The 25,599-nt window shown below is 37.4% G+C and carries 20 protein-coding genes; 13 read left to right on the top strand and 7 right to left on the bottom strand.

What is annotated here, in order from left to right:
- Positions 1 to 5: 5 nt before the first annotated feature.
- Positions 6 to 1,445, bottom strand: a complete 1,440-nt coding sequence (gene ffh, locus BMS_RS10220; RefSeq protein WP_014244739.1) for a signal recognition particle protein — start codon at positions 1,443 to 1,445, stop codon at positions 6 to 8.
- 15 nt (positions 1,446 to 1,460) lie between these two features.
- Positions 1,461 to 2,132 (bottom strand): HAD family hydrolase, encoded by a 672-nt coding sequence (locus BMS_RS10225; protein WP_014244740.1) that lies wholly within the window; start codon positions 2,130 to 2,132, stop codon positions 1,461 to 1,463.
- Positions 2,133 to 2,186: 54 nt separating this feature from the next.
- Between BMS_RS10225 and BMS_RS10230 the strand changes: the two genes are divergently transcribed.
- A complete protein-coding gene (locus BMS_RS10230; protein WP_014244741.1) occupies positions 2,187 to 3,278 on the top strand; it encodes a tRNA dihydrouridine synthase in 1,092 nt (363 codons plus the stop codon).
- Here BMS_RS10230 and BMS_RS10235 read toward each other — a convergent pair whose 3' ends face one another.
- Entirely contained in the window at positions 3,279 to 3,644 is a 366-nt protein-coding gene (locus BMS_RS10235; protein WP_014244742.1) for a c-type cytochrome, read from the bottom strand.
- 378 nt (positions 3,645 to 4,022) lie between these two features.
- Between BMS_RS10235 and BMS_RS10240 the strand changes: the two genes are divergently transcribed.
- From BMS_RS10240 to BMS_RS10270, 7 genes are all read left to right on the top strand, one after another.
- Positions 4,023 to 6,152: a hypothetical protein gene (locus BMS_RS10240; protein ID WP_157868272.1), complete on the top strand. Its 2,130-nt coding sequence runs from the start codon at positions 4,023 to 4,025 to the stop codon at positions 6,150 to 6,152.
- Positions 6,153 to 6,413: 261 nt separating this feature from the next.
- Positions 6,414 to 11,510, top strand: coding sequence for a hypothetical protein (locus BMS_RS10245; RefSeq protein WP_014244744.1), 5,097 nt, complete (start codon positions 6,414 to 6,416; stop codon positions 11,508 to 11,510).
- 48 nt (positions 11,511 to 11,558) lie between these two features.
- Entirely contained in the window at positions 11,559 to 12,278 is a 720-nt protein-coding gene (locus BMS_RS10250) for a hypothetical protein (RefSeq protein ID WP_014244745.1), read from the top strand.
- Positions 12,278 to 13,255, top strand: a complete 978-nt coding sequence (locus BMS_RS10255) for an endonuclease/exonuclease/phosphatase family protein (RefSeq protein WP_052590653.1) — start codon at positions 12,278 to 12,280, stop codon at positions 13,253 to 13,255. Before BMS_RS10250 ends, BMS_RS10255 begins: the two co-directional genes overlap by 1 nt.
- A gap of 60 nt (positions 13,256 to 13,315) precedes the next feature.
- The gene (locus BMS_RS10260) at positions 13,316 to 14,680 is read left to right on the top strand and encodes a S8 family serine peptidase (RefSeq protein ID WP_044557500.1); all 1,365 of its coding nucleotides are present in this window, start codon (positions 13,316 to 13,318) and stop codon (positions 14,678 to 14,680) included.
- A 116-nt stretch (positions 14,681 to 14,796) separates the two neighbouring features.
- Complete coding sequence (locus BMS_RS10265; protein ID WP_014244748.1) at positions 14,797 to 15,711, top strand: hypothetical protein; 915 nt, start codon at positions 14,797 to 14,799, stop codon at positions 15,709 to 15,711.
- 57 nt (positions 15,712 to 15,768) lie between these two features.
- Positions 15,769 to 16,185, top strand: coding sequence for a DUF523 domain-containing protein (locus BMS_RS10270; protein WP_044557501.1), 417 nt, complete (start codon positions 15,769 to 15,771; stop codon positions 16,183 to 16,185).
- Here the strand turns inward: BMS_RS10270 and BMS_RS10275 are convergent.
- Positions 16,182 to 17,639 carry a sensor histidine kinase gene (locus BMS_RS10275; RefSeq protein WP_014244750.1) on the bottom strand — a complete coding sequence of 486 codons (1,458 nt, stop codon included), beginning with the start codon at positions 17,637 to 17,639 and terminating at the stop codon, positions 16,182 to 16,184. The two genes, BMS_RS10270 and BMS_RS10275, sit on opposite strands and share 4 nt — an antisense overlap.
- A 118-nt stretch (positions 17,640 to 17,757) precedes the next feature.
- On the bottom strand, positions 17,758 to 18,591 hold the full coding sequence (locus BMS_RS10280; protein ID WP_014244751.1) for a flagellin N-terminal helical domain-containing protein: 834 nt from the start codon (positions 18,589 to 18,591) through the stop codon (positions 17,758 to 17,760).
- Positions 18,592 to 18,866: 275 nt separating this feature from the next.
- Between BMS_RS10280 and BMS_RS10285 the strand changes: the two genes are divergently transcribed.
- The 5 genes from BMS_RS10285 to BMS_RS10305 are packed head-to-tail and all read left to right on the top strand — an operon-like array spanning position 18,867 to position 24,055.
- Entirely contained in the window at positions 18,867 to 21,578 is a 2,712-nt protein-coding gene (locus BMS_RS10285; RefSeq protein ID WP_014244752.1) for a hypothetical protein, read from the top strand.
- A gap of 3 nt (positions 21,579 to 21,581) precedes the next feature.
- Positions 21,582 to 22,619: an HD-GYP domain-containing protein gene (locus tag BMS_RS10290; protein WP_014244753.1), complete on the top strand. Its 1,038-nt coding sequence runs from the start codon at positions 21,582 to 21,584 to the stop codon at positions 22,617 to 22,619.
- A gap of 8 nt (positions 22,620 to 22,627) precedes the next feature.
- Positions 22,628 to 23,020, top strand: a complete 393-nt coding sequence (locus BMS_RS10295; RefSeq protein WP_014244754.1) for a response regulator — start codon at positions 22,628 to 22,630, stop codon at positions 23,018 to 23,020.
- A gap of 13 nt (positions 23,021 to 23,033) precedes the next feature.
- Positions 23,034 to 23,537: an Hpt domain-containing protein gene (locus tag BMS_RS10300; protein WP_014244755.1), complete on the top strand. Its 504-nt coding sequence runs from the start codon at positions 23,034 to 23,036 to the stop codon at positions 23,535 to 23,537.
- An 11-nt stretch (positions 23,538 to 23,548) separates the two neighbouring features.
- On the top strand, positions 23,549 to 24,055 hold the full coding sequence (locus BMS_RS10305) for a chemotaxis protein CheX (protein ID WP_014244756.1): 507 nt from the start codon (positions 23,549 to 23,551) through the stop codon (positions 24,053 to 24,055).
- On the opposite strand, the gene BMS_RS10310 is transcribed toward BMS_RS10305, so the two are convergent.
- Together BMS_RS10310 and BMS_RS10315 are read right to left on the bottom strand one after the other, a co-directional pair.
- The gene (locus BMS_RS10310) at positions 24,056 to 25,189 is read right to left on the bottom strand and encodes a metallophosphoesterase (RefSeq protein WP_014244757.1); all 1,134 of its coding nucleotides are present in this window, start codon (positions 25,187 to 25,189) and stop codon (positions 24,056 to 24,058) included.
- On the bottom strand, positions 25,167 to 25,526 hold the full coding sequence (locus BMS_RS10315) for a hypothetical protein (RefSeq protein WP_014244758.1): 360 nt from the start codon (positions 25,524 to 25,526) through the stop codon (positions 25,167 to 25,169). Before BMS_RS10315 ends, BMS_RS10310 begins: the two co-directional genes overlap by 23 nt.
- Positions 25,527 to 25,599: the final 73 nt, after the last annotated feature.

Consider the following 25,599-nt stretch of genomic DNA (forward strand, 5'->3'; position numbering starts at 1 on the left):
TTATTTTAAGAGAAGAATCCTCCTCCCCACTTTCCACCTTTCTTACGAGGCTTCTTTTGCTTTTGGCCAGGCATTCCCGGAAGTCCAGGCATTCCACCACCAGGCATACCTGGCATCCCCGGCATTCCACCGCCTTTCATCATTTGCATCATTCCACCCATCATCTTTTCCATTTGGCGAAACTTTGCGAAGAAGTCCTTAACTTGTGCTTCAGTTGTCCCCGAACCACCTGCAATTCTCTTCATACGAGACTCTTTCACTATTTTATAGTCTTGTCTCTCTTTCTTAGTCATAGAATTAATTATCACACGCATGCGCTTCATTTCATCTTCCGCTGGAGAGAGGTCACCAACTTGTCTTAGCATTCCCCCCATTCCTGGAATCATTTTTAAGATAGAAGACATTGAGCCAAGGTTTTTCATCATGTCCATCTGCTTCATGAAATCATCAACAGTGAACTTTCCCTTTTCAAGGTTCTTCATCATATCTTCAGCATCGCGCTCATCTATAGCGTCTTGCGCTTTCTCAACTAGAGATACGACATCACCCATATCTAAAATTCTACCGGCAAGTCTATCTGGATGAAAGAGTTCAAGATCCTTCATCTTTTCACCAGTTGAAATATATTTGATTGGAACGCCTGTTACATGACGAATAGAAAGGGCCGCACCACCTCTGGCATCAGAGTCCATCTTCGAGAGCACAACACCTGTAAGATTAACTGTCTCATGGAAACTCTTGGCCACATTTACAGCTTCCTGTCCTGTCATAGCGTCGGCGACCATTAGAACTTCAGGATCAAACTTAGCGAGAGAGTCCCTCACCTCTTTAATCTGCCCCATTAGCTCAACATCAACGTGTAGACGTCCGGCCGTATCTATAATGACCACATCATACTTATTTTCTTTCGCAAAATTCATCGCGCTCTCTGCAATGAGCTTTGGATGAGTAGAGAGATCAGAGTCAAACCAATCCATATCCATACTCTTAGCAAGCGTGATCAGCTGATCCTTTGCTGCCGGTCTAAATGTATCGACCGGAACTAAGAGGACTTTCTTATTTTTCTTCTTCTTTAAGTGTAAAGATAATTTACCAGAGAAAGTTGTCTTACCTTGACCGTTAAGACCAACAACAAGAATAGGAACAATCCCCTCTCTTTCAAGATTGACCTCTTCGTTAGCAGAACCCATGATAGAGGCCAGTTCATCATTTACAATTTTAATAAATTGTTCCTCAGGATTTACACCCGAGATAACTTTCTCTCCAAGGGCCTTCTCTTTAACGGCACCAATAAATTGCTTAACAACTTTAAAATTAACATCGGCTTCTAAAAGAGCTGTACGCACTTGCTTGAGGGCATCTTCAATATTGCTCTCAGAGATCTTTCCCTTACCTTGTAGGTTTTTAAAAGCATCTGCAAATTTCTCACTTAAATTATCAAACATTTCTTCCTCTATTTTTTATGACTTTATTTCTCTTTCAATTATTTCAAAACAATCAGCAGGCTTCTTCGCTTTAAAGTCTGCACCCACTTCATCTAAACTTTCTTCATTCACATGACTACACCAAAGCGCCGCAATGGATTTAACTCTATACTCTCTGGCCCCTTGAAGGTCAGTGAGGCTATCGCCAATGACAAAGACTTTCTTTTTATCATATTCACTGAGCATCTCTTCAAGACCCTTAGGGTGAGGCTTTGGAATAGTGTCATCCAAGCATCTGAACTCATAGAAGTACTTAGCGGCATCAAGTGATCTAAGTATGGCCAAGGTACTCATTCTGTCTCTTGCCGTCCACACGTAGAGTCTATAGCCAGCAGCACTAAGTTTTACGAGAAGCTCCTTGATTCCATCAAAGAGAATATATTTAAGCTGATCTTGGTTTGAGATCTCAATCCAACGATTTAAAATAGTCTCTCGAATCGTCTCATCGCTAATATCTAGACCAAAACGCTTTCCCAGCTCAAACATATCGGCAGTATACTTCTCAAGTACCTCATCCCTTGGGACATCACGCTTGAGAACTTCGCCCATAAGTTGCTGAATTCCTTTTATGATCCCCTCTTGGCTTGAAATCAATGTGCCATCGCAATCAAAAACGATATGTCCCTTAATTTCATTAGTGGTGGTCATAAAAAAACTCCATTACTGCTTTGCGAATCAGTGAGATTTTGCTAAAAACTCGCCATGAATATTACACAAGTTACACCATTTTCAAAAGGTCTGCAGGAAAAAATTGATCTTCTCTCTAAAAGAAGGGAATCCATCAAACTAGGCAGTGTGTCATTTGACTCTCCTCTTCTGTTAGCACCTATGTCCAATATTTGCGCCTTTCCATTTAGACTTCTTATGGAGGAACTGGGCTGTGGTGGAACTGTTAGTGAGCTTATTTCATGTCACGGAATTAATTATGGTAATGAAAAGACCATAAGAATGCTAAGCATTCACCCTGACGAAAAGAATATTGGCATCCAGCTCTTTGGTGAGGACGCAGAGAGTATGGCCAAGGCCGCAAAGGTGGCCCTAGAGAGTCGTCCAAAATTTATCGACATTAATATGGGGTGCCCCGTAAGAAAAGTTGTCAGCAAAGGAAGTGGCTCTGCTTTAATGAAAGATACAAGTAAGCTTGGAAACTTTTTTGGGACTATTAAGAAGGCCATCGACGTTCCGCTTACAATAAAAATAAGAACTGGTTGGGACGATGACTCTATCAATGCCAATGAAATAATTCATATCGCCAAAGAAGAAGGCGTAGAGTTTGTGGCCATCCACGGTAGAACAAGAACTCAGCAATATAAGGGTAAGGCCAATTGGGAGCTTCTAGAAGAGCTCGCAAGCACTAGTCCCCTACCAATTATTGGAAATGGTGATCTTCATAGCGCAAGCCTCGTTAAAAAGAGAATGAGAAATTCTAAGTGTGATGCATTCATGCTTGCCCGTGGGCCTCTAAGAGATCCGTTTATTTTTTTAGAGAGCTATATTGAAGAGGGTGAGAATATTAACTTTACTCCAAGCGATTACTGGGAAATTACCAATAGGCTCTTTGAATACAATCAAATGTATACTGATAGAGAGAGAACTCTTCTCGTTATGATGAGAAAACATATGGTCTGGTTTGCGGCGGGACTTAGCAATGCAGCCAACTTTAGAAATATGATTTTTAAATGTCCAGATCTTGGCGAATCAATGAATATTGCAAAGGATTACTTTCTCTCGCTTGATACAGCTTGTAAGCAGATAAACCCCGACGAAGCATTTATGACATCGGGGCATGGATAATTACTTCTTTTGTAGCATCCCAACAAATCTAGTCTTTGAAAGAGAGTTTACGTATGCAGCAATATCTTTGATTTCTGCTGGCTTTAATTTCTTAACTTTTGCCATCATCATCGAAGTATTCTTTGTCTTTCTCTTCTTTCCTTGAATCGCAGTTACTTGCTCAACAATGTAAGCCGCATCTAAACCAGCAATTTGTGGTCCTTTAAGTAGAGCGATTTTTCCATTCTTCGCCTTTCCCATACCATCAGCGTTGTGGCAAAGAGCACAGTTAACCTTTTTAAATAACTTCTTTCCTTTAGCAATGTCCCCAGCAAATGAGTTCACCGATAGTAGAAGAAGTGATGCCATTAATAATGATTTCATCATAGATATCTCCTTATCTTTCTTATTAATTCTTATCAGTTTTCAAGATTACTTAAATCGAACCTAGCAAAATGCGCACAGAATTTGAATTTAAATTCAAAATTTGCAACGATTTGCTGCGGCTAAAATATAAAAATCTTATTTTAATTTATTTCTAAATACATACAATGAAATTGAAGATTTTATCTATGATATTCATCAGTTTAGTTAAATTCTCCCTAAAATGACCCAATTTGTGGGCATTAAAAAAAAGTATTTATTTATATAAGTAGTAGTAATCACAGACACCATACCCGACCTTTCCACTTAAGTTTTTAAATTCTTTACCGATAAGAGATAATAGAGAAGAACGATTTAAGGAATGAACTTAAAATGAAAAGAATGAAGTCAAATAAATTAATTTTAATTGCAGTGGCCCTAGGCTACTTCTCGACTTCTTCTATTGCAGAGGAAAATCCTCGCTGTGTCGCCTCCAAGAGCGCCCTTAAATCTCTCGAAGACAAAATCTTTGATCAGCCAAGAATTAAAGATGGTGAAACTCTTCGCCAACTCGAAATAAAAAACGCTGAGCTAGAAGCTGAAATGGCCATCTTAAATTCATTTAAGAGTATTCATAAACAGAGAGAAGAGTTTTTAAAAAAGCTAAACCCTACTCACCCAGAGTCTATTTACTCTGATAGATCTAGCGTAAAGAGTGCAGTTCAGGGAGTGCAAACTCAAATCATTAGTAATTATATTCTCACATCAATTACTTCTAGTATTTCTGCAATTCTTGAAAATGAGAATTTTCTACGCACCTCTGACACAGCTATTACTTCAAGTCCAGAGTGGATTGCTGCTGGTGATAGTCAGTATGAAAAATTTAAAATTCTAGCAGACGGAAACCCTTACGATTTTATTAAGAATAGATGTAAAGAACTCGGAAGAGGCTCTAGTCCTAGTGATCCTTGTCGAAACTTTTCAGAGATTGAAGATAAGGCACTTATCACTCTCTTTAAGCAAACGAATCAAGATATGGTTAGTGATGTTACTGATAACTTCTTTAAGGCCTTTGAGACTGCTCGAGGAAATAAGGCCAATCTTGATAAAGAACTTAGAGAGATACAACATGATCATATTACAAAACATATCGACATTAATAGTCTAACGAAAGAGAGAACTATTCTCATAGGCTCTCTCTTAGATAAACAAGAAAAAACTGGTTTCTTTGATAGTGACAATCTATCTGAATTCTTCAAAGTCGACTCTATTGATCCTAGAAGAGATCAATTTATTGATAACCCTCTCAAAGCCGCTACTACAGGGGCTAGAAGTAATCACTCTATTGAAGAAATAAAAAAGCTTGAAGATAATTTTGAAGCAGCTAAAGAGTGTTTTGCAAAGTCAGCTTTTGGTATTATGAGCAATTGCCCAAAAGAAAGTGGTACAATTAATAATTTCTTTAATGGAATGAATGCTCTTGGATTCAACCAAATTGAAGGTGTTGCTGGGGAATATGACTCGAAGCTCTTTGATAACGACGCAGTAAAGAACTTTTCTTCAGATAAATTAGTGAAGGACATAGCGAAAAAAGAGATGAATGAACTCAAGCTTCTTGGAGTTACGCCAGAGCAGATGGATAACAAGAAATTCGCTGTTATGTCTAAGATTTGTCCGGAGCTACAGGTAACATCTGATCCACAATTTCCACAGACTCTTTGGAGTTGTCTCGACAAATTTAAAGATGGCGAAGAACAAAACCAATTTTATAATAATGAAAAAAATAGAATTACTAAACTATTAGAGGATAATAAAACTAAACTAGACCAAGCTCATCAATTCGTAAAAGATACTTATGGTGACATTGTTAAGTATTCTGCGGATATTGCGAGAGACTCTTGCGGGCAAGCGATTAAGACTTGTGGTGGTTCAAATTTAAAGCTTACAGCTCTAACGATTGGAACAGATGAATTTTTAACAAACTTAAATAAAGTTGAATGGGAACTCTCTGGTAAGAAAGAAACTGAAGAGATTTTAGAAAGTACAAATAAGCAGTGCTCCCCTTTTATTCAAAGAGCTAGGCAAGCGAGAGCGGCCGCTTCACAAGGACAGGCAGCGCAAACTCCTTCAACAAATGAGATACTTGATATTTGTAAGTACGCAAGTAATGATTTGAAAACTCTTCAAGCGAATACAGTCACAGAAGAGCAAAAGAAATTTAGAAGAAGCTATCACTCGAAGTATAATAGAGCGACAGGAAAGATGGAGCATATTAAGAAGACTGGTATAGGAACAATGATTGCGAAGTCAGCCGGAAACTCTCTAGTTAATACTGGGCTTCCACTCTATATTCAAAATATGGGATTTAAGAATTCACTTGCCTACAAGACAGATATGGCCATCTATCAGAAAAACTATATGTATATGCTCAACAATCCACAATTTTGGAGTACGAGTATGTTCACAGGCTATGGTGTTTCAAGTCCTCTAAATGGTTACGCAAGCTCTAGCTACTATAGCTTTGGCAACTAAAGCTATACAATTAGACAACTAAAATAGGCGCTTATTTTCCCCCTTTTTTAACCTATTGCATGCACTTATCCTTAGGGCACAATTTCTTCAATACTTTCAGTAACCTATAGCACCAAATAACAGAGTAAAATAATCCACCTATAGGTCCTTAATGCCCTTAAAATAGAGAAAAGACAATTTTTCCTAGGGTGCATATATTAAGTCTTTTTTTAAATAAAGCTCATAAATACCCGAATAGATATTGAGGAGTAGAGCTTCAAAATGAATTTAAAACGCGTATTTAACATTCTTATTCTCTTATTTGCTGTCACATTAGTTTCGTGTGTTGATGCAGGCAGTGGTGGAAAGAGAAAAGCAAGCTCATCTAGTCAAGGTGCGACCACTGATGATGTGGACGATTCAAATAGTAGTGAAACTCTTGATGCTTACTGGTACTTCGATGGGCAAAAAATCGAAGGAACAATTACCATCAATCAGAATATTCAGACTGTAGGTTACCTTAGAGGAAAGACAATTCATAACTTCTTAAATACAGACACTAATGCTTCTAAGAAATATTGTCTTGTAGGAAGCTTCCAAGATAATGCACTTCCAAAAAATACATTGAATGTAAGAGCAGTTCCAATTGTTATTACAAACTTTTCAACTAAGAGTATTGAAAGACTATTTAGAATAGACTTCATCGACGAAGCCGTTAACTCAAGTCAATGTGCAGGTGCTGTTAGCGTTCTTGATACTAACGGGGAAATAGATTCAACAAGAGTCCCTGCTCCGGCCTTTAGTCCTGAAAATGTTTGTCCGACTTGTGTGACTTCTTTTACGACTAGTAATATTTCACTCTACGAATATGCCTCACTATCGATTAACGATGGAACAAAAGTTGATCCATCTCTAAGTGGACTGGCCACAACTAACCTAAGAATTAATCCAGCAAATAATACAACCGATCCAATTAATACTTGTAGTAATACAGAATGTGCTGCCAAGGGATTTGACTGCTGCCTTGAAGGCCAATGTGTCAACGATAGTGCAATTAAGCCAAATGTTAATCAATCAAGTGCAGAGTTTTTACAGGCAAAGGCCGAAGTAGATGCCGACCCACTCAATTTCTTAAAGTGGCCAAATATCTATTTTATCTGTCCAAATATTGTAAGACCAAATCCACAAGATCCTGTGATTACAGATCCAGATCAAGATGCAGACGAAAGATTTCAAGCACTCTTAAAGCAGTACAACTGTTTAGAGGGTGTAGCAAATGAAGAAGGTCCTGACTACACAGCTTGTGAGCCATCTTTTGATGAAGCCGCATACGATGTTATTAAAAATGATGTTTGGGATAAGTGTGGTTGTGAAGCAGTTGGAGATGAAGAGAGAGAGCAAAAGTGTCCAGACTTTGGACTCAAGGCCATCCTAAACGATAGCGATGAAATTATCGAGATTGTTTGTAAGGTACCTGCTCCACCAAGTGACCCTACTCCTATTCAGTATATTAATGAACCTGTTTCAGTTAGAAGTGTTCCACATAGATTCTTTGATACTACAGGAAAGTTATGGGATGACATTACTGAGATTAAAGACGCTACGACTATTCAAGAAGGTCAGGCTTTCTCTTATACAGACACTTCTAGTAAGACTGACCCTACTCCAACACAATTTAGTATGAACGCCATCCTAGGGCCAATGAATGTACAACTTACAGGTGCGATGCCAGCAAAGCAATTAGATGTTGAATTTGATCAAGTCTACGTCATCTCAGTAAATAGTGGTTACTATACGCCTTGTCCACAATGTGCTGATGACTCTTGGTTTTCGACTTTTAAGTCTCACCCACCTTCGTACAATGGAACAGGACTGCAGGCAGTTGGTCATACGACTTCGAGAGATAGTTATGGCAATAACACTAATGCGGGTAACTATGAAGATACTATTTTTGGAAGAGCATGTTGGTTACCACCAACAATGATTCCACTATCACACAATACAAATACGAATTTAAAAACTCAGAGAATGAATCGTCTCATTACTCAGTCGGCTCTCTATGTTAATGGGTACCAAAGAGATTGGTATGGATTTAATAAGGGAGCTCTCATTGGTTCTTTCAATGGTATTAATTGGTTTGCGATAGGAAAAGGAAGAAGAGTGACTTCTACATCAACGAAGCTCTATCTCGCTATCAATGGTGCCTACGCTGACCTCGCTGATAAGACAGACATACTAGTTAATGTAGTTACTGATCAAGGTGGTGGAACCGCCTCTGACTACGACTTTGACCCTAATCTATCTCTAGACGATACGAGACAGAATCAAGGAGCTTCTTGTCAGGAAGCACACCAATGTCAAACAGATACAGATTGCGTAACGAGCTTAGGTTGGGAATACGTTTGTGCTGATGTTAATCAACATAAGTCAAAGTGGCCTCAATTTGATCTCAACGGAAACGAGAAGCCTGGTTTAGAAAATGAGTCTCTCTCATTTAGTGAAATTATTTTTGGAACTCAACCTACAAGTGCTTCAAGTAAGAGATGTGTTTATAGAGGTTCTGGTTCAGTATGCTCTACTTCTAGAACAGATCTTGGAACTGCATCGAAGCTCTTTCAATGTGCTCCTAACTTCTATTGTGCAAAAATGGATGAAGCAGAGTTCAACGCAGAAGTAGTTCGATCGCCAAATATTATTTCTAATATCCTCTTTGGACAAGAGGCCGATGTTCTAGGTAGACCGATGTACTACCTAGGAGGAAACGGAACTCAATCCCTGGAGTCAAACCTAGAAGTTAACGCTGATGGCACTTTAAAATTTAATTTAAGTGAATCACCACAATCTATTGTTCTTCAACAGATTAAACATAATATGGCCTCTTACTTCGGTGGCAATGAATCAGACGTAAGATTAAATGATATTGGTGTATGTAGACCAGGTAAAGATATTACACAGCCTACTCAAGAGCAGATGCAACAGAGTAAAGATAATCTAGGAAGAACGGATTATATTAATCAAATTTCTTCTTGTGACTCAAGTGCCACGAATGGAACGTTGAGGGCCAGAGCATGTCCAGTTATCGACAGCACTACTGGAGACTATGTTGACTCTCCACAAATTGAAGATATTAACGAGCAAAATATGTGTGGTGCTGAGTCTGTTTCCTTTATAAATGGAAACCAGCAATCAGTATTCTTTGAGATTGAAGCACTTGATATAGGCTCTCTCCCATCTCTAGTTGACCCTAGAATTGTTCAAAATGCGTGTCTAAGAAAAGCGGGCGCTGTATGTCAGACAGACTTAGACTGTGGACCTGGAAAGCTGCACTCTGAGACAGCACTCTTCTATGATCAAACTCACTTTGGTAATACAGAGGCCGAACATAAATTTTGGCAAGAGGGACTTATCTGTGCTCAGGCCCAGAAGAAACCAAATTTCAATAGTGATAACTTTGATAGTTATGACATGTCTTTAAATAGATGTTGTCGTGAAACAGGTGCCACTATAACAATGTTTACTGAAGGACCGACATCACTAGTTCCTAGTAATGTCTCTAGTAATAACCCAGGGGCTGAACTTACTGTTACTCGCTACCCTCAAAATGGACCATCTGCTGCTGGTAGATATTCAAGATACTCAATTGTAACTGCACAAGATAATAATAATGCAGCACTGACAAGTGCAATTATCACAGACACTGCCCTTCACCAAGCTCCAATTGTTGCGACATCTACAGCCCCTAAGGCCTATCAGTGGAAAACAATTAACGACACTGCACAGAGAACATGTTGTGGACGTGGTTGGGTAAGAAAGTTTGCCGATGGAACAAATGATTGGTCAAACTCTTCTAGACTTAATATTAATCCAAATGAGTTTAATTGTTTAAATACGCAATCAAAGCTTCAATTTACTAACGACCCTGAAGCTGATCTCTTAGTGAATAGCGAAAACTACTACGGAGACTTCGCAAAATTATGTCAATCCCCTGCTGATAATGGTGGTTGTATTCAAAAACCAATCATCAAGTCAAATGAGTTTGAAGTTATTGGACCGACTGATATTGCTGGTGGAAACTTACTGCTCTCAACATTACCTGATGAAAACCCAACTAGTGGGACACTATTACAAGTTAATGGGCTTAGCTCTGATATCCCTTATATGCCTACTCCACTTAGACATGTTGAAAACCTCTCTAGTGAAGGGCCATATAACTACTTCCACAATAGTGATTTTCACTTGGCAATCAGAGTCATTATTCCAACATATATCTCTGTGCTAGACGATACTGCTCTTGGATTCATTCAAGATGTTAGAGCAGTAAGAGTTAAGGATGGTTCTTCGACAACGACTCTATCACTTACACCGAAGGCTCCTATTACTTGTGATGCTGCCGCTCAAGCAGAGAATACATACTGCCTAAGAACTGTTAATGGAAAAGTTGTTATGGATGTTAGAATTTCACCAGAACAAAGTGGTGGTCCAGACGATGCGACAGACGATAATAACTTTGACTACGCAGGGCTAGAAATAGTTTTCACAAACCAGAATACTCAGGTGGCCACAAGCAATCCTATGACTTCAGGAAATGATCTCTACTATCTAACTAGACTCGGAAGATTAGAGCTTCTTGGAATTCCTCAGATTGTCTATGAACCACTCTACTGTAATTCAGATAGAAGCCAATTAGTTGGTGGCATTTATAATCAAACAAATAGAACTGACTTTGATGCCAACTCATTTAACTATAACGCTAGTAATGACAATGGTAGAGATATTGCCAATATCTACGACTCCTCTACTAACGATAGTGAAGCAAACCCAAATAGTAGAGTCGTTAATGCTGATGGAATTATCCAGACTCAAGTATGGTCAGATAATGAATTTAAGTGCTGTTTAAACTTAGGTGAAGAGACTGAAGATGCAGGACTATGTTGTTCTGGCTATGCTCCAGACCCAGGAAATGACGCCTCTTCTGATACAAAGAGAACTTGTAAACTTCCTTCGGGAACAAATTTAAATGTCTACTTCAATAAATTTGTTTCAGGTGATGGAATGGGAGAAGATCAGCCAGGTGGTGGACTTGAGGATTCTGACTTTGTTCCAGAGACTGGTGAAATTAAATTAAACTCTACGGCCTATGGAAAGATTCGCTCTCTTGGTACTGCTTACTGCGACTCTGGTGAGACTAGAGGTGGGGCAGCATTTGGTTACTTCTACGCTGAGCCAAATACAGGGAACTACTTCCAAAATGGATCTCTAGAAGATAGTAAGATGTGGTCAATCACAGATTCTAACCTCGACTATGACGACGCAAACGATAATGGATTTGTGAGGTTTCTAGAGGGTTATAGATGGAATCACCATACATATTGTAAATAATTAATTTTACAGTAGACTCTCCCCTAAATCAGAGGCTAAAATTACTATATGTTTAAGATTCTATTTATCTTTCTTTTTTCAGTATTTGCCGAAGAAGTAAAATTTCTTCCCTACATGGCAGAGCACGAAAATCTAGGGTGTCCTTCTAACTCTCAATGCTCTAAGAAAATAGGCCTCATCCGACACCAATGGATAAATATTGCGAAATCAAATTCTCCCAATAAACTTAAGCGAATGAATAATTTTATCAACTCCTATGGAGCTCTCATTCCAGTTTGGGGGCGAGAGAGTTCACAGGCCAATAAAGAGCTTATCCTCTGGGACTCATCTTGTAAGAATCACAATAATGAGAAGCTTGAGTCCATGAAGTTAATAGAAGTCTATTCTAAGAATATTAACTCTCTAAAAGATCAAAAAGATATTTTCATTCCCAATGCCCTAAGACTTAATAAGAAAAAACCAACGACGAGAAAAGTGATCAGAGGTGATGCTCCTGTTCTCATCGATGGTGATGATTTTCTCTATATTAAAGAGTCTGAAGGCTTCTACTATGGACTTAGATTAAAATCGAATGGAGAGATACGAGTAGAAGAAACTCCCAAAGTAACCAATTATCCAAGTGAGATAAAGTGTAGTGATGAGCACACGAAGGCCCTACTCTCTATGAGCCCAGTAAAGAATCTCTATCAAGGAAGTTATTGTAAAATTATTTGGAATAGAAAGAGCAAAAGCTATGAGACATTGGCCTTTGGATGGAGTTGCGACTAATGAGTGACTTTTCAATCTGCTCTTTCAATGTTGAAAATCTCTTCCTTCCTCCCTATAGCGATGAAGCGAGCTACACTCTCTATAAGTACGAGAAGTCTAAGGATAAGGTTGAGAGATTGGCCAAGGCCATTCTAGATATTGATAGCGATATTTACTTTCTCTGCGAGGTTGGCGGTGAGGATTCTCTCAAAAACTTTGTTTCAGAGTATTTAAATGACAACTACCACTACTCTTTAATACCTGGAAATTCAGAGAGAGGTATTGAGCTTGCTTACCTTGTAAAAAAGGGAAGCCCTTTTAGCTTTAAACATTTCACTCACAAAAGACGTCCCCTTAACTTCAACTACCCTCACGAAGAAAAAGAAAATAAATACCAAATGAGTATGGGAAAGAAGAGAGTATACAAATCTCACCTTCCCTCTAGAGATATAGCTGAACTTAGAATCTTTAAAGACGACGAGACTAAACCTTTCTTAATCCTATTGGGAGTTCATTTAAAGAGCCAACTCGATAAAGATGGAATTGATTTTGGTGGCAAGCTTAGAAGAGCTGCAGAATTCAAGCAATTAATTGAGACATATAATGTCTTAAATAAGCGCTACCACAATAAGGTGCCAATCCTACTCTTAGGTGATTTTAACGGGAAGGCCTGCAAGGAAGAAACTGATATCGAATTTAAAACTCTCTATGAAACGACTGATTTAGAAGATGTTCTAGAAGTTATAGAGGAACCTAAAGAAGCCAGAATCAGCATTCATATTTTTGATAAACAGGGTGTCGATCAAGGCCACCAACTAGACTATATCTTCATCCCAAAATCTCTCCACTCTCAAATTAATGCTAAACTTAGTGGATTGTATAACTACAAAAATGAAGAGGGAGCTCCCTACCCAAGGCCCACCTCACTCTATGAAAGATACCAGCTCCCCTCGGATCACTTTCCAATTGTCTGCACAATCAAGAATTTCCCTAACTAATTACAACAACTTAACTCTTTGCAAAATGACGAAAGCATTTGGCCTTGTCATAGTGCTCCAATGAATTTGAAATTGACTACACTCCTACTACTTTGTTGCTTCAACATTAACGCGGCAGTTATCGCAATCTTAGATAACGGCGTCGACCACTCTCACTATAAATTAAAGAATAATATCTATAAGAACTATGTCGAAGTTCAAAATAATAGAGATGACGATAGAAATGGCTACGTAGATGACGTGATGGGATGGAATTTCATAGCTATGAATAATGTCGTTTTTGACTTTGAAAGAGAGATTTATCTAACTCATGATATTGAAAGATACTATCACCTCCGTGCCAAGGACTCACTTGGAACTATCACTGAAGTTGAAGATAGAGAGTATAGCATCCTTAAAAAAGATAAAGAGCTAAAAGAGAGAAGAAGTGAATTTACCTCTTGGATGCATGGAACTCATATAGCAGGAATCGCTGCTAATACTAGTGAGCTCCCAGAAGAACTTGAAGAGGACGACATCCTACTTCTGCCAATCGTTTACCTAGGCGACGCGACTTCAGGGCCAGCTCTAGCTCCAGAGTTTAAACCTACTGCCAGTAGAAATCTAAGAACTCAAAGAAGACATCTTAACTCCTACTGGAAAGAGTTCATGGCGTGGCAAGTGAATAAATTCAAACTTGGCGCCCGCTACGCTGCCTCAAAAGCACAGGTTGCCAACGGATCTTTTGGACAAAGCTTTGGCGGAATACAAGATCGCATGAAGTCTTATTACAAAGAACAAATAGGACAAGAATTAAGTGAAGAAGATTCCTTTAAAGCAGCACAAGACTTTATGGTAGAACTTATGGTGCAGACAGAGAAAGTTTTAAAGAAGTTTCCAAATACACTCTTTGTCTTCTCTGCTGGAAATAAGAAGAATGATTCTGATATCTATATTCACTTTCCAAGTGCGGCCAGACTTCCAAATGTTCTCTCTGTGGGAGCTTCATTCGAATATAATGAAATGGCCTATTTCTCAAATTTTGGAAAAGAAACCGTAGACCTCTTCGCTCCAGGTCTGGCCATCCACAGTACGATACCAAGGCAAGGTCATCTAAGAATCAATGGAACAAGTCAGGCATCACCTTTTGTTGCCAATACCGCTGCTAAGGCCATTGCTTTGGCCAAGAAGTTAAATATTAAAATCTCTATTAAAGATATAAGGAAAATCATCCTTCTCACTGTAAATAAGAAAGATGAATTAAGAGAAAAATCAGTGGCTGGTGGAATTATTCATCCAGCTAGAGTCTATAAAACGATCCGCCTACTCAGGCGCTACAGCCTGAGTAGATCAATCAACTATGCCAATTCATGGATCCCTGACATGGCCATAACTCATGAAAAGTCCGATCACAAAGGGCTATTCATCGAACTTCCTACGCCTTAATAAGGAAATATATTCGCTCAAAACCAAGAGAGGAATTTGAATTTAAATTATTTAAATTCCTCCGCAATCTCCCGATAAGTAAGTTAGGAATATCTTAGATTAAGGAGCGATCTTCCATGGTTAACAAAAATAACTTAACGACAATTCTATTCTTGGGAACATTTTCTCTAGTTATGAGCTCTTGCTCATCAGGCTACTCCTATAAGAAACCTGAGTCATTCGAAGAGAAAATTAGCCGCTATGAAGCGAGAAGTTTAAATACAAACCTAGTTCCTGAAGTTCAGGTAAGTAAGAGCTTTAAACATACTTCTAGAAAGTCTAGAGGACCTGCTTCAGTCACTACATCTAGTAGTGAGGATAAAGGCTATAACCAATATAATAATAAGAGACTGTACTTCCTTACACTCTACTCTCAGTACCAACAGATCAAGCCGCTGGCGTCTAATGAGAGTGTGGCCATCGAGCTTAACCACTGTCCTAGCTTTCATACAAGCTTTCTAAGCTACAATGAGTCTAGTCCAAAGAGTACGAGTGCTAGAGACTATAAGATGCCATTTAAGTCAATGGAGAGCTTAAGAGATGCTGACAATATGACTCGTTATCCAGAGTTCTTTCTCCCAGTCTCTAGATCTTCAACTCGTCCAAGAGTTATAGATATCGCAATAAAAGATAACTTAAGTGCCTCAAAGACTAAAGAACTAGTAAAGAGTGCAATCAATATTCACGTAGCAAAGACTTATAGTGAGTTGACTGAATTATGTGAGACAGGCTCAAGCTCAAATTACTATATTTATGAAAATCTCATGACTCATATTAAGACAAGAGACAAGATCTCTGCTGACCAAATTGGCCTTAAAACGCTTTTTAAAACGACTCTCTTTTCCAATATGGCCCTCACAACGTCTATTAAGAGAAATCAAAGGCAGAAATCTAGAGGAATCGCTTCTGTAGGCGGCCAATACGGGCTCGATCAGGAAGTTATTAAAAGGCTCGAGGTTCCATGGGTTGAGAGCTACTTACAAAGTAAATAATTCATCATTCAAGGCCCTTATAGGGCCTTTCTAGTATCCTATGCTATAATCCCAGACATGAGTAAGAAAGTAGTCGTAAGCGCTTGCCTAGCGGGTTTAAACTGCCGTTATGATGGGGACAATAAAAAGCGCGATGAAATAGTAGAAATGATTAAGCGCGGAGAAGCGATTCCCGTCTGCCCTGAGCAATTGGGAGGCCTTAGCACGCCAAGGGATCCTGCTGAATCAGTCGACTCAAAGGTACTTACTATTAATGGAAAAGACGTCACATTCGAATATAATAAGGGAGCGAAAGAGGCCCTCTCTCTAGCACAAATCTTTGGTGCCAGTGAGGCTCTACTCAAGAGCCGCTCCCCTATGTGTGGCGCGGGCGAAGTCTATGATGGAAGTTTTAAGGGCAAGCTTAGAAATGGTGATGGAATCTTCACTAAACTCTTAAAGGAAGCTGGAATAAAAGTAGATCCAATCGATTAAAGGTCCAGAGGAAATTCAAGGGTAATCTTAGTATTCTCGCTATTATTATCGATAAATAATCTTCCCTTATGCTCTTTAGCTGTGGAGGAAGAGATACTAAGTCCAAGACCGGTTCCTTCCCCAATATCTTTGGTGGTAAAGAATGGCTCAAACATCTTCTCCTGAACTTCTCCAGCAATGCCTGTCCCACAGTCAATAACAGAGAAAGATATCAACTCATCACTTTTAATAACGAGAAGTTTTATCCAAGGTTTCTCCATATTTTTTACTTCATCTCGAGCATTATTTAATAGATTAATAATAACTTGAGAGACCTTCACCTCTTGGCACTTAATCTTAGTTGAGAAATCAAAGCCTATAAATTCTGTAGAAAGTTCAATCCCTTTTTCATTTAGAGACATCTGGCAAAGGTCTAGAACTCGCTCTATCATATCGTAGATAACAACATCTTTAAATTGATCAGTCGATGTATCCCTAGAGAGTCTTTTGAGCGACGTAATAGTCTTTGTCATTCTATCAACGGTTCGATTGATCATACTTGCAAAGTGCTTTATACGGTCTCTATCCAGTTCATCTGCTCTTAATAAATGAAGAATTTTCTTTCCACTAAAAGAGAGAACAGTTAGAGGATTATTAATTTCGTGAGCAATATTAGCGGCCATCTCCCCTAAGCTTGCAAGCCTAGCTGAATTAATTGAGGCCGCTTTTTGGAGCTGAATCTCTTTTTCTTGACGAAGAAATTTATCATTAGTTTCTAGGTTTGCTCGCTCTACTCTCTCAAGCATAAGGTTGATTGAATCAGCAACGTAATCAAGCTCATCTATAGACTTAGTATTCTTGGCCAGAGAAATTCTCTCTATTTTAAGAGAATTAAAATCTGAGAACTGTAAAAAGCGAACAATATAATCAAGATGTTTAGTAATGAAGATTCTAAACAGATAGAGCATCACAAAAATAACCATAAAGGTTTTTACTAATTGTGCTAAGAAGAAAGTAGTGAGCCTTGAAATCAAATTTTCAGTAATATGATCCCTAGTGGCCCAAATAACTAACTCACCAAGCTTGTGGGTATAATTACTTTCGTTCAAATCTAACTTAAATCTTGTTTCAAACTTCTCTAATGTCTTAAATTCATGATCAGTATTTTGATAATATACTTGTCCATCCTCATCATAAATAGCAACACCAATCAAATCTCTTAGTTTTAAAATAGCATCCATCTGCACTTGAATTTGCATATCATCTAAATTCCAGAGGGACCTAGACAGAGAAGAAGTATTGGAGCTTCCAATATGCTTAATTGTCTGTGATAGATAAGTAATATCCCTCTGGTACTCTATATAGTACTGGAGCCCAGTCGTGATCAAAGTTATAAAAGAAGACGCAAAGAGAATAGCGAGCATCAACTTCTTTCTTAGGGAGGTAAATTTCTTAGTTTCAATCTCTTTGAACATTAACTATCTTGATTAATTTAACAATGGATTTATTTTACCTTAAGAAGCTTGTATATGATAATAAAAAAAGGCCCCGTATTCACGGGGCCACTTGCAGGTATAATTTTCTTAAATTTAATTAACCGATAAGTTTAAGAGCTGCTTGTCCTTGAGAGTTAGACTGAGCAAGAACTGAAGTACCAGCATTAGTAAGAATATTAAGTTTAGTATTCTTAGCTGTTTCAGCCGCAAAGTCTGTATCTCTAATACGAGAGTTAGCTGCACTTAAGTTTTCACTACTGATCTGTAAGTTATTGATCGTAAAACTTAGTCTGTTTTGCTTCGCACCTAACTCTGCTCTTTGTCCAGATACCATCTGAATCGCATTATCAAGAGACTCAAGTCCTGACTGAGCATCTTCTTTAGAAGAAACGCTTAATCCCTCTACTCCCATATTAGAAATTGAAGAGTTAAGAACTTGTGTATCAAATGAAATTCTATCCTGGAATTCATCATTGTTAATACCGATTTGGAAGTCATACTTCTCTCCCGCACCGTTTAGAAGCTTCTTCCCGTTAAATTCTGTAACTTGAGAAATACGCTCCATTTCTTGCTTTAAATTTTGATATTCTAAATCTGTAAACTTTCTCTCAGAATCACCTACTGTGTCTGATGCAGATTGAACAGAAAGCTCTCTCATTCTAACAAGGATATTTCCAATTTCTGATAAACCACCTTCAGCAGTTTGAATCATTGAAATACCATCGTTAGCATTTCTTTCAGCTTGATTTGTAGATCTTAACTGAGCTTTCATTTTTTCAGAAATAGCTAAACCTGCCGCATCATCTGCTGATCTTACGATTCTAGTACCAGAAGATAACTTGTTTAAAGTTTTTGCTTGTTCTGTGTTGTTTGCTCCCAAAGTTCTTTGAGCAGCTAGTGATGTTGTGTTAGTTGCAATACGCAAACCCATATGATTCCTCCTTGTTAGTCCGTCTTCTTCTAAGACTTGATCACCGTACCGTGAGGATCAATAAGCATACTGCTATAGATATAATGTGAATTGAAACAGTCATTGTGACCTTTGTTTCATAAAACTATTCGGTGGATCGTAAATATACTTAACACTATTTTTTACTTTTTTTAAAAAATAATACCCGACAAAAACACTCTCAAGCTTTTAAAATTATTAACTATAAAGGTGGTAAATCCTTTTAACTTTCCCTCTAAAATGACGATAAATTCTCTATGAGTACAAAGCCACTTATATTCATATATCCCCTATCTGATACGATGAAAAAACTCAAAGAAGCAGTTGAGGAAATTTCTGAGTCGGAAGGAGTTGAAATCTACGAGGTCGATGACCTTACTGAGGTGGCGCAATTAGTTCCTACAATTGGACAATCTCTTTCAATATATGGGGCACCTAAAAAGTGTGCCATGGCCCTTAAGCAGCTTCGTAAAGTAAATGCGAAGCTGAATTCAAAGGTTCTTCTACTTAGTGAAAAAGGAATTCCTAGAAAGACATTAGATAAATTCTCAAAGATTGGATTAACTGAATTTATTCAAGAACCAGTCGCTGCCAAAACTCTACTCTACAAAGTAAAGCTACAACTTAAGTCTATTGTAAATGATGAATTTGGAGATGAGGATGAAGATGAAGTCGGTGTTAAAAAGAAAGGTGACGAACAAGTAGAAGATGAAGAGTCTCTATTTAAATCAAAGTCAAAGAGTGGTCAAAGTGAAGATGACGAAGAAGGATTAAATTATCTCACAAAGAAAAAGAAGAAATCAAATTTTGAGATAGAAGAAGCTCCAGAGAAGAAAAGGAAGAATAACTATCATGAAGAAGAGATTGATTCTCATTGGCAAGGTAAACTTACCAAAGAAGAACTCTCATTAGATGACGTTGAAGAGCCAAAAAAAGAAGAGAAAGACGAAAATATAATAGATAATTACCTCAGAGGTAATACAGAGAAGAAAGAAGAGACGTTAGAAGAAGAGGAAAAAGAAAGAAGAAACTATAAAGATGAAATCCTTGATGAAAACCTTGCTAGCAACGCTACAAGAGAAAAAATGGAGGATGATTATGGTATTCACAAAAAGAAGAAAGAAGTTAGCCTAGACATAGAAGAAAATAATAATAGATCTAAAGAAGACTTTGGTAATAGTGATACTCACTACCGAGGAACAATTACTAAAACTGAAGAAGAAATAGAAGAAGAGGAAGAAAAGAAAAAGAAGGGTCTATCCGTCCTTGAGATAGAAGATAATAAAGAAGATATCTACTTAGACGAGGATGAAGAATACGAAACAAGAAAAAAGAAGGAAAGTTTAAGTATTCTAGATATTGAAGATGAAGGAATTACTCAAGAAAAAGAAGAAGAGCAAGCTGAGGGCAAAGATTATAGTGAAAAGAAAGAAAAGCTCTTAGAAGAAGATTCTCATAAGAAGGGTGATAGTAGTGTCGAACATTTAGATAGTGAAGATGAATCAGGAGAAGGATCTACTGATAAGATTGACATGTATTTAAGAGGTGGGGCTGCAAAGAAAGAAGAGGAAGAAAGCGAAGAAGATGAGGACCTCTATAAGAGAGAAACTCCCCTCTCTTTAGATGAAGAAGATCGAAGTGACGATAACAATTCAGAGGACGAAGATGAAGAAGGTAATCAAAAAGATAAAGACTTCCATTTAGATATAGAAGACACTCAGTCTAAAGATAAAGATATTGAAGAAGAACGAGAAAAATATGAAGAAGATGATGATCACTATGAGCGTCGAAAAGACACTAAATTAGATTTAATTGATAGTGACTATAAGAAAGATGATGAAAGTGAAGAAGAAAACGATAAAAATTATAGATCAACAAAAGCATCTTTAGTCGAAGAAGAAGACGAAGATGACAAAGAAAAGAGAAAGAAAGAGGCTGAGCTAGAGTTTGAAAAAAACAAGTCGCATGATTCAAAGGTTGACGATCTTACAAAGAAAAAGCTTCAAGCTGATAGCAAGGTAGATAAAATTCAAACTCACTACAGTAGTGAAGCAAGTGTTAGTCATATTGATGATGACTGGCACTTTTCCAAAACAAAGAAAAACGAACAAGTTGAAGAAGAAAGAAAGAATGATGACTCATTAGAGATGAGTTATGGTGAGAAGCTCGATTTAGGGGAGCAGACTATTGATTACCGCAAACTAAAAGATGAGTTTGGTGGCATTACAATTGATCGCTCAGGAAATAAAGAGAAAAAGCAAGGCCCTAAATACTACGGTGACGGAACAGGAAAGAAAAAGAAAACACCTAGCTATTATAGAGATGATATTGAGAATGAAAGTGAACAGCTAGAAGAACAAGATGAGAACCAAGAAGAGTTAGAAGGAGAAGAGATCTTTGAACCTAACTCAAAAGGACTTGAAAATATAGTAAGAGTCTTAAGTTTTTATGACAAAACAGAGAAAGCTGATGAAGAATGCTATCGCTTCATTTCAAAAGTTATACAAGAAAAGTTTGCAGGAGAAGTTGCCCTCTTCTATTACGATGAACGTAAATCGAGAGTCACTGAAGCGACCAATTCTCTAAACCTTTTAAATGATCTTGAACTAGAAGTTAAACGCCCTCTTTGGGATAAGCTCTTCTCTAAAAACTATAGAGATTGGAAAGAGATGAAGCTTCCAACTTGGAGTGATCCTACCTTTCAAGATAAGAATATACACTTTATATACCCCTACTATGAGGGAGCAAGCCTTATGGGATTTAGCGTTTCTTGGTTCAGTAAAGAATTTAATGAAGAAAGGTGTGGCGAGCTAGAGGTTACTCTAGAATCTTTACGTGGTTTTGTAATTGCTAAATTTAGAGAAGGTAAAAATAGTGGAGAATATAACGGGAAGGCAGCGAAAGAGGAAGTAAAGGAAAACCCAATCAAATCTTTCTTTGGAAAATTCTTTGGAAAGAAGGCATCGTAAATTATGAGTAAAGTTAGAGATTATTTCTTTATAGATATAGAACATTTAGGAGATAAAAAATTATTTCCTTATCATTTATTTGTTTACAACCCAAATAGTGATTCGACGAGCCCTTTCTTAAAGGCCAATACTCCCCTAGTAAAAGATAAGTTAGACTTTCTTGAGTTTATATTAAGTAAAGGCGGTAGGCTCGCAGTCGATAAGAGACAAAAGAATACATTTTTAACAACTCACTCTTATAAAGAAGATGATATTGAAGATCTACAAGAAAAGGTTCATCATCTTGAAGAAGAAAGAGAGAGAAAAATCAAGGAACTAGAGAAGCAGACTCAGATTCTTGGAGAAGTAAAATTTAAAGAAGAACTTCTAGGTGCAATTGAAGACAATGACTTTTCAGCACTTATAGAGAGAGTAAGGCTAGAAACAGACACATTTAGCGTGCGCGTATCTCATACAGTAAGTCTCGCCAGTTATTTATGTGGAATACTACTAAGAGAGGATAACTTTATTAATAGAATTGTTGCAGTATCATACTATTTAGCCAAGAACTGTGACATGAAGGATGAAGAAACTCTGGGAGATTTAATTTGCGCAGCCTTCTTCTCTCACCTTGGTATTACTCAGTTAGATTATAAGCTAGGGAGTAAGCCACATTTAGAATATAATAAAGCAGAACTAAAAGAGTATAAGAAGCACCCTAACCTCTCTCATCACCTCTTAACAAAGAGTGGTGTTGAATTGAGCGACAGATGTATGAATATAATATTTCAACATCATGAACGAAATGATGGTTCGGGATACCCAATGTATAAGAAAGGTGAACATATTGACCAACTTTCCTTAATACTTGGTGCCGTTTCACATATTTTTGAATATTCACAGGGAAAGGTCACTGGAACAACAACAGATCTTAAGACTGTGATAAGAAATTTAAAAAATAAGACTTTCACTGCTGGACTCGAGTTCGAGTTTGGAGATAAAATATATGAAAGTTTAACAACAATTATAAATACAGAATCAAATAGCGATAACGCAGCTTAGGAGAAAAAATGGCACTAAAGAGTGATATGAAAATTCTTGTTATTGACGACATGGCAACGATGAGAAAAATTATCAAGAATATGCTTCAACAAATTGGTTTTAAGAATATTACTGAAGCCGATGATGGAGCCACAGCATGGCCAATGATCCAAGAGGCAATGAATAGTCCTGCCCCTTATGAGTTTATTGTTTCCGATTGGAATATGCCGCAAATGAGTGGTCTAGACCTACTAAAGAAAGTAAGGGAGACAGAAGAGCTTAAGAAATTACCTTTTCTCATGATTACAGCAGAAGCTGAGCAAGGAAATGTAGTGATTGCAGTTAAGGCCGGAGTAAGTAATTTCATCGTAAAGCCTTTCTCAGCGTCGGTACTAAAAGAGAAAATAGAAAAAATCTTTTAATTAGGAAATATCTATGAGCTTATTAAATGATCCTTCAATGAAAGAAGTTGTTGATGAATTTTGTGATGAATCAGCGAAACTCTTTGATGAACTAGAAGAGATTCTAGAAGAATTTGAAGACGATCCTTCACAAACAGAAAAGCTCGAACAATTTGGACAAATCATAGATAGAGTTATGGGTTCAGCTAAGACTATAGGAGCTGATGAAATAGCAACATTCTGTGAACTAGGAAAAGTTATAGGTTATAAATCAAGTCAAGTCTCAGATGAAGCCTTACTTGAAGTAGTTTGTGCCATAATGTTTGACTCTCTTGAACTGCTTAAGAAAATGATTAAGCAGATAAAAGAAGGAAACACGTCGAGTCTTGAGCAAACAAGCTCAAAGGCATTCATCACTAGACTTAAGTGGCTTAAAGAAAAATTTAACGATATAGAGCGCTCTTCTTGTGCTGCTGATCCAGATGGCAATCTCTCTCAAACATCAATTGATGACCTGATGAGTAGCCTTGGATTATAATTGGAGTAATAATGACTAATCAAAGTAATTTTTTAACATTCTCAAAGCCGTTTATAGATGCAGCAAAGAATGTTTTTGAAACCATGGTCTTTACAAAGCTAGACCCTCAAAAACCAATGGTAAAAACGGATAGTGTCTCCAAAGGAGATATCTCAGCAGTTCTTGGGCTAAACGGTGAAGTGGAAGTAGATGGCGAACAAAAGCCTTATAGGGCAATGCTTGTTATCTCTTGGCCATATGATACATACTTTAAGGTAGCTAGTGCTATGCTTATGGATACTTTCACTGAATATAACGATGAGATTGCGGATGTTGGTGGAGAAATTTGTAATATGATAATGGGTAACGCTAAAAGAGATTTAGCGACTCAAGGTTATACATCTAATATGGCGATTCCTTCAATGATAGAGGGCTCTAATCATCAAATCAAGTACCCTGCAGGAACGACTGTAATTTTAATACCAATCAAGTCGGCCCATGGTGATATGTATATCGAACTCTGTTACTCACAGGCCTAATTAAGAAAATTCTTCAAAGGGGAGCTCTGTCCTCCCCTTCCAATTATTCAAATTAATATCATAAGTTTCTTTTTCTCTATCTAAAATATCAACTTGGGCAAATGAGAGTTGCTCTCCTGACTGGTTCTTTCCAAAGTCTAAATTATACATTCTAGTCCAAGTACCAGTATTAATGAAAATACCACCATCTGTGAACGACCTGAAACTAGGGTCATGAGTATGACCTACAATTAAGCATTTTACTTCTGGTCTCTCTTTAAAGAAGTCCATAGTCATAGTTTCATAATCTTTGAATAATTCGAGTTCATTCATACAATGCTTATACATCTTTTTTAAACTTCTCTCTTGTTTAAAAAGATAGATAGATCGAACCATTATAAAGTAATAACTAGTGGCAAAGAGAAATCTAAGAGTAAAGAAAGTGTCATAGATTAAACCATTAATAATGAATTTTCGAATCGGCCTAACTGCATTTACATGATCACGTTCTTCTTTAAATTTATTGATCACTCTGGTCACATAGTAAGATCCCCAAGGAGGAAGAAAATACTTCTCACCACTCTCTGATTCAACAATAGACTTCACAGGATGAAAGTGGTGCGCCAGTTCATATTCATGACCGTGTTTTAAGACAACACCTGGAGTAGGAATATACTCTCCGTTATTATTCAATTGAATCTCTACACGCTCTTTATTCTTATCTTCAAAGAGTTCATAAAACCTATTTCTAAGAGACTCAAAGACAAACTCAGCATCATGGTTTCCAATAATATAAACTAATTTATTATTCTTATGAGAAACAAAGTTATTAAGGGCATCAATAACTTCCCTGTGGGCCTTTATAATCATTTCGAATTTACTAAGAGCGGCCTTTTCACTCCAAAACTCATCATCAAAGTAATTTACAAATGGTACGGCAAGAAGATCAAAGAGGTCCCCATTAATAATTAATTCAACTTCCCTATTTAGATAATCGCCAGAGGAATAATAATCTAGAAAATCGACAAGCTCTTCATCAAAGTGAAAATCTTCAAGGTAGTTTCTTCTTCCATTGACTACAACTCCTGCACCAAGATGAATATCAGAAATGACAAGAATAGTTTTTTCGATTTTATTCTTTCGAAGGAATCTCATAGGCCTTTCTACCGAAATCTAACACCACTTTTTGAAAAGATGGAGAGAGAGGAATAAAGTAATACTTTGAATTTTTATAAAACTCTAGTTCAACTGACTTATACTTACCAGGCTTTATTGTAACCATCTCTTTCAATACACCTTTATCAGTCACAACCTCCCCGATTAATTTAACGAGAGTTTTATTTTCGATTATGACACTTACTTTATTAGTGCGCTTTACTGGAGAGAGAACTTTAAATTTATTCGTATAGGCCGTCACAATAAAAGCTTCTGACTTTTCAAAAGAAAATGAATATAAACTAATTAAGAATAGGAAAAGGCCCAATAACTTCATAGCCTATAGTGTATCAAGTTATTGATATTATTTGGAACGGAATTATTTACCCTTTCGAACTAGAAGATAACTT

The organism is Halobacteriovorax marinus SJ (assembly GCF_000210915.2).
GTDB lineage: Bacteria > Bdellovibrionota > Bacteriovoracia > Bacteriovoracales > Bacteriovoracaceae > Halobacteriovorax > Halobacteriovorax marinus.

Bases quoted from the DNA above. Each gene is read 5' to 3' on its own strand.
- ffh (WP_014244739.1), bottom strand. From the start codon at position 1,445: ATGTTTGATAATTTAAGTGAGAAATTTGCAGATGCTTTTAAAAACCTA.
- BMS_RS10225 (WP_014244740.1), bottom strand. From the start codon at position 2,132: ATGACCACCACTAATGAAATTAAGGGACATATCGTTTTTGATTGCGAT.
- BMS_RS10230 (WP_014244741.1), top strand. From the start codon at position 2,187: ATGAATATTACACAAGTTACACCATTTTCAAAAGGTCTGCAGGAAAAA.
- BMS_RS10235 (WP_014244742.1), bottom strand. From the start codon at position 3,644: ATGATGAAATCATTATTAATGGCATCACTTCTTCTACTATCGGTGAAC.
- BMS_RS10240 (WP_157868272.1), top strand. From the start codon at position 4,023: ATGAAGTCAAATAAATTAATTTTAATTGCAGTGGCCCTAGGCTACTTC.
- BMS_RS10245 (WP_014244744.1), top strand. From the start codon at position 6,414: ATGAATTTAAAACGCGTATTTAACATTCTTATTCTCTTATTTGCTGTC.
- BMS_RS10250 (WP_014244745.1), top strand. From the start codon at position 11,559: ATGTTTAAGATTCTATTTATCTTTCTTTTTTCAGTATTTGCCGAAGAA.
- BMS_RS10255 (WP_052590653.1), top strand. From the start codon at position 12,278: ATGAGTGACTTTTCAATCTGCTCTTTCAATGTTGAAAATCTCTTCCTT.
- BMS_RS10260 (WP_044557500.1), top strand. From the start codon at position 13,316: ATGAATTTGAAATTGACTACACTCCTACTACTTTGTTGCTTCAACATT.
- BMS_RS10265 (WP_014244748.1), top strand. From the start codon at position 14,797: ATGGTTAACAAAAATAACTTAACGACAATTCTATTCTTGGGAACATTT.
- BMS_RS10270 (WP_044557501.1), top strand. From the start codon at position 15,769: ATGAGTAAGAAAGTAGTCGTAAGCGCTTGCCTAGCGGGTTTAAACTGC.
- BMS_RS10275 (WP_014244750.1), bottom strand. From the start codon at position 17,639: ATGTTCAAAGAGATTGAAACTAAGAAATTTACCTCCCTAAGAAAGAAG.
- BMS_RS10280 (WP_014244751.1), bottom strand. From the start codon at position 18,591: ATGGGTTTGCGTATTGCAACTAACACAACATCACTAGCTGCTCAAAGA.
- BMS_RS10285 (WP_014244752.1), top strand. From the start codon at position 18,867: ATGAGTACAAAGCCACTTATATTCATATATCCCCTATCTGATACGATG.
- BMS_RS10290 (WP_014244753.1), top strand. From the start codon at position 21,582: ATGAGTAAAGTTAGAGATTATTTCTTTATAGATATAGAACATTTAGGA.
- BMS_RS10295 (WP_014244754.1), top strand. From the start codon at position 22,628: ATGGCACTAAAGAGTGATATGAAAATTCTTGTTATTGACGACATGGCA.
- BMS_RS10300 (WP_014244755.1), top strand. From the start codon at position 23,034: ATGAGCTTATTAAATGATCCTTCAATGAAAGAAGTTGTTGATGAATTT.
- BMS_RS10305 (WP_014244756.1), top strand. From the start codon at position 23,549: ATGACTAATCAAAGTAATTTTTTAACATTCTCAAAGCCGTTTATAGAT.
- BMS_RS10310 (WP_014244757.1), bottom strand. From the start codon at position 25,189: ATGAGATTCCTTCGAAAGAATAAAATCGAAAAAACTATTCTTGTCATT.
- BMS_RS10315 (WP_014244758.1), bottom strand. From the start codon at position 25,526: ATGAAGTTATTGGGCCTTTTCCTATTCTTAATTAGTTTATATTCATTT.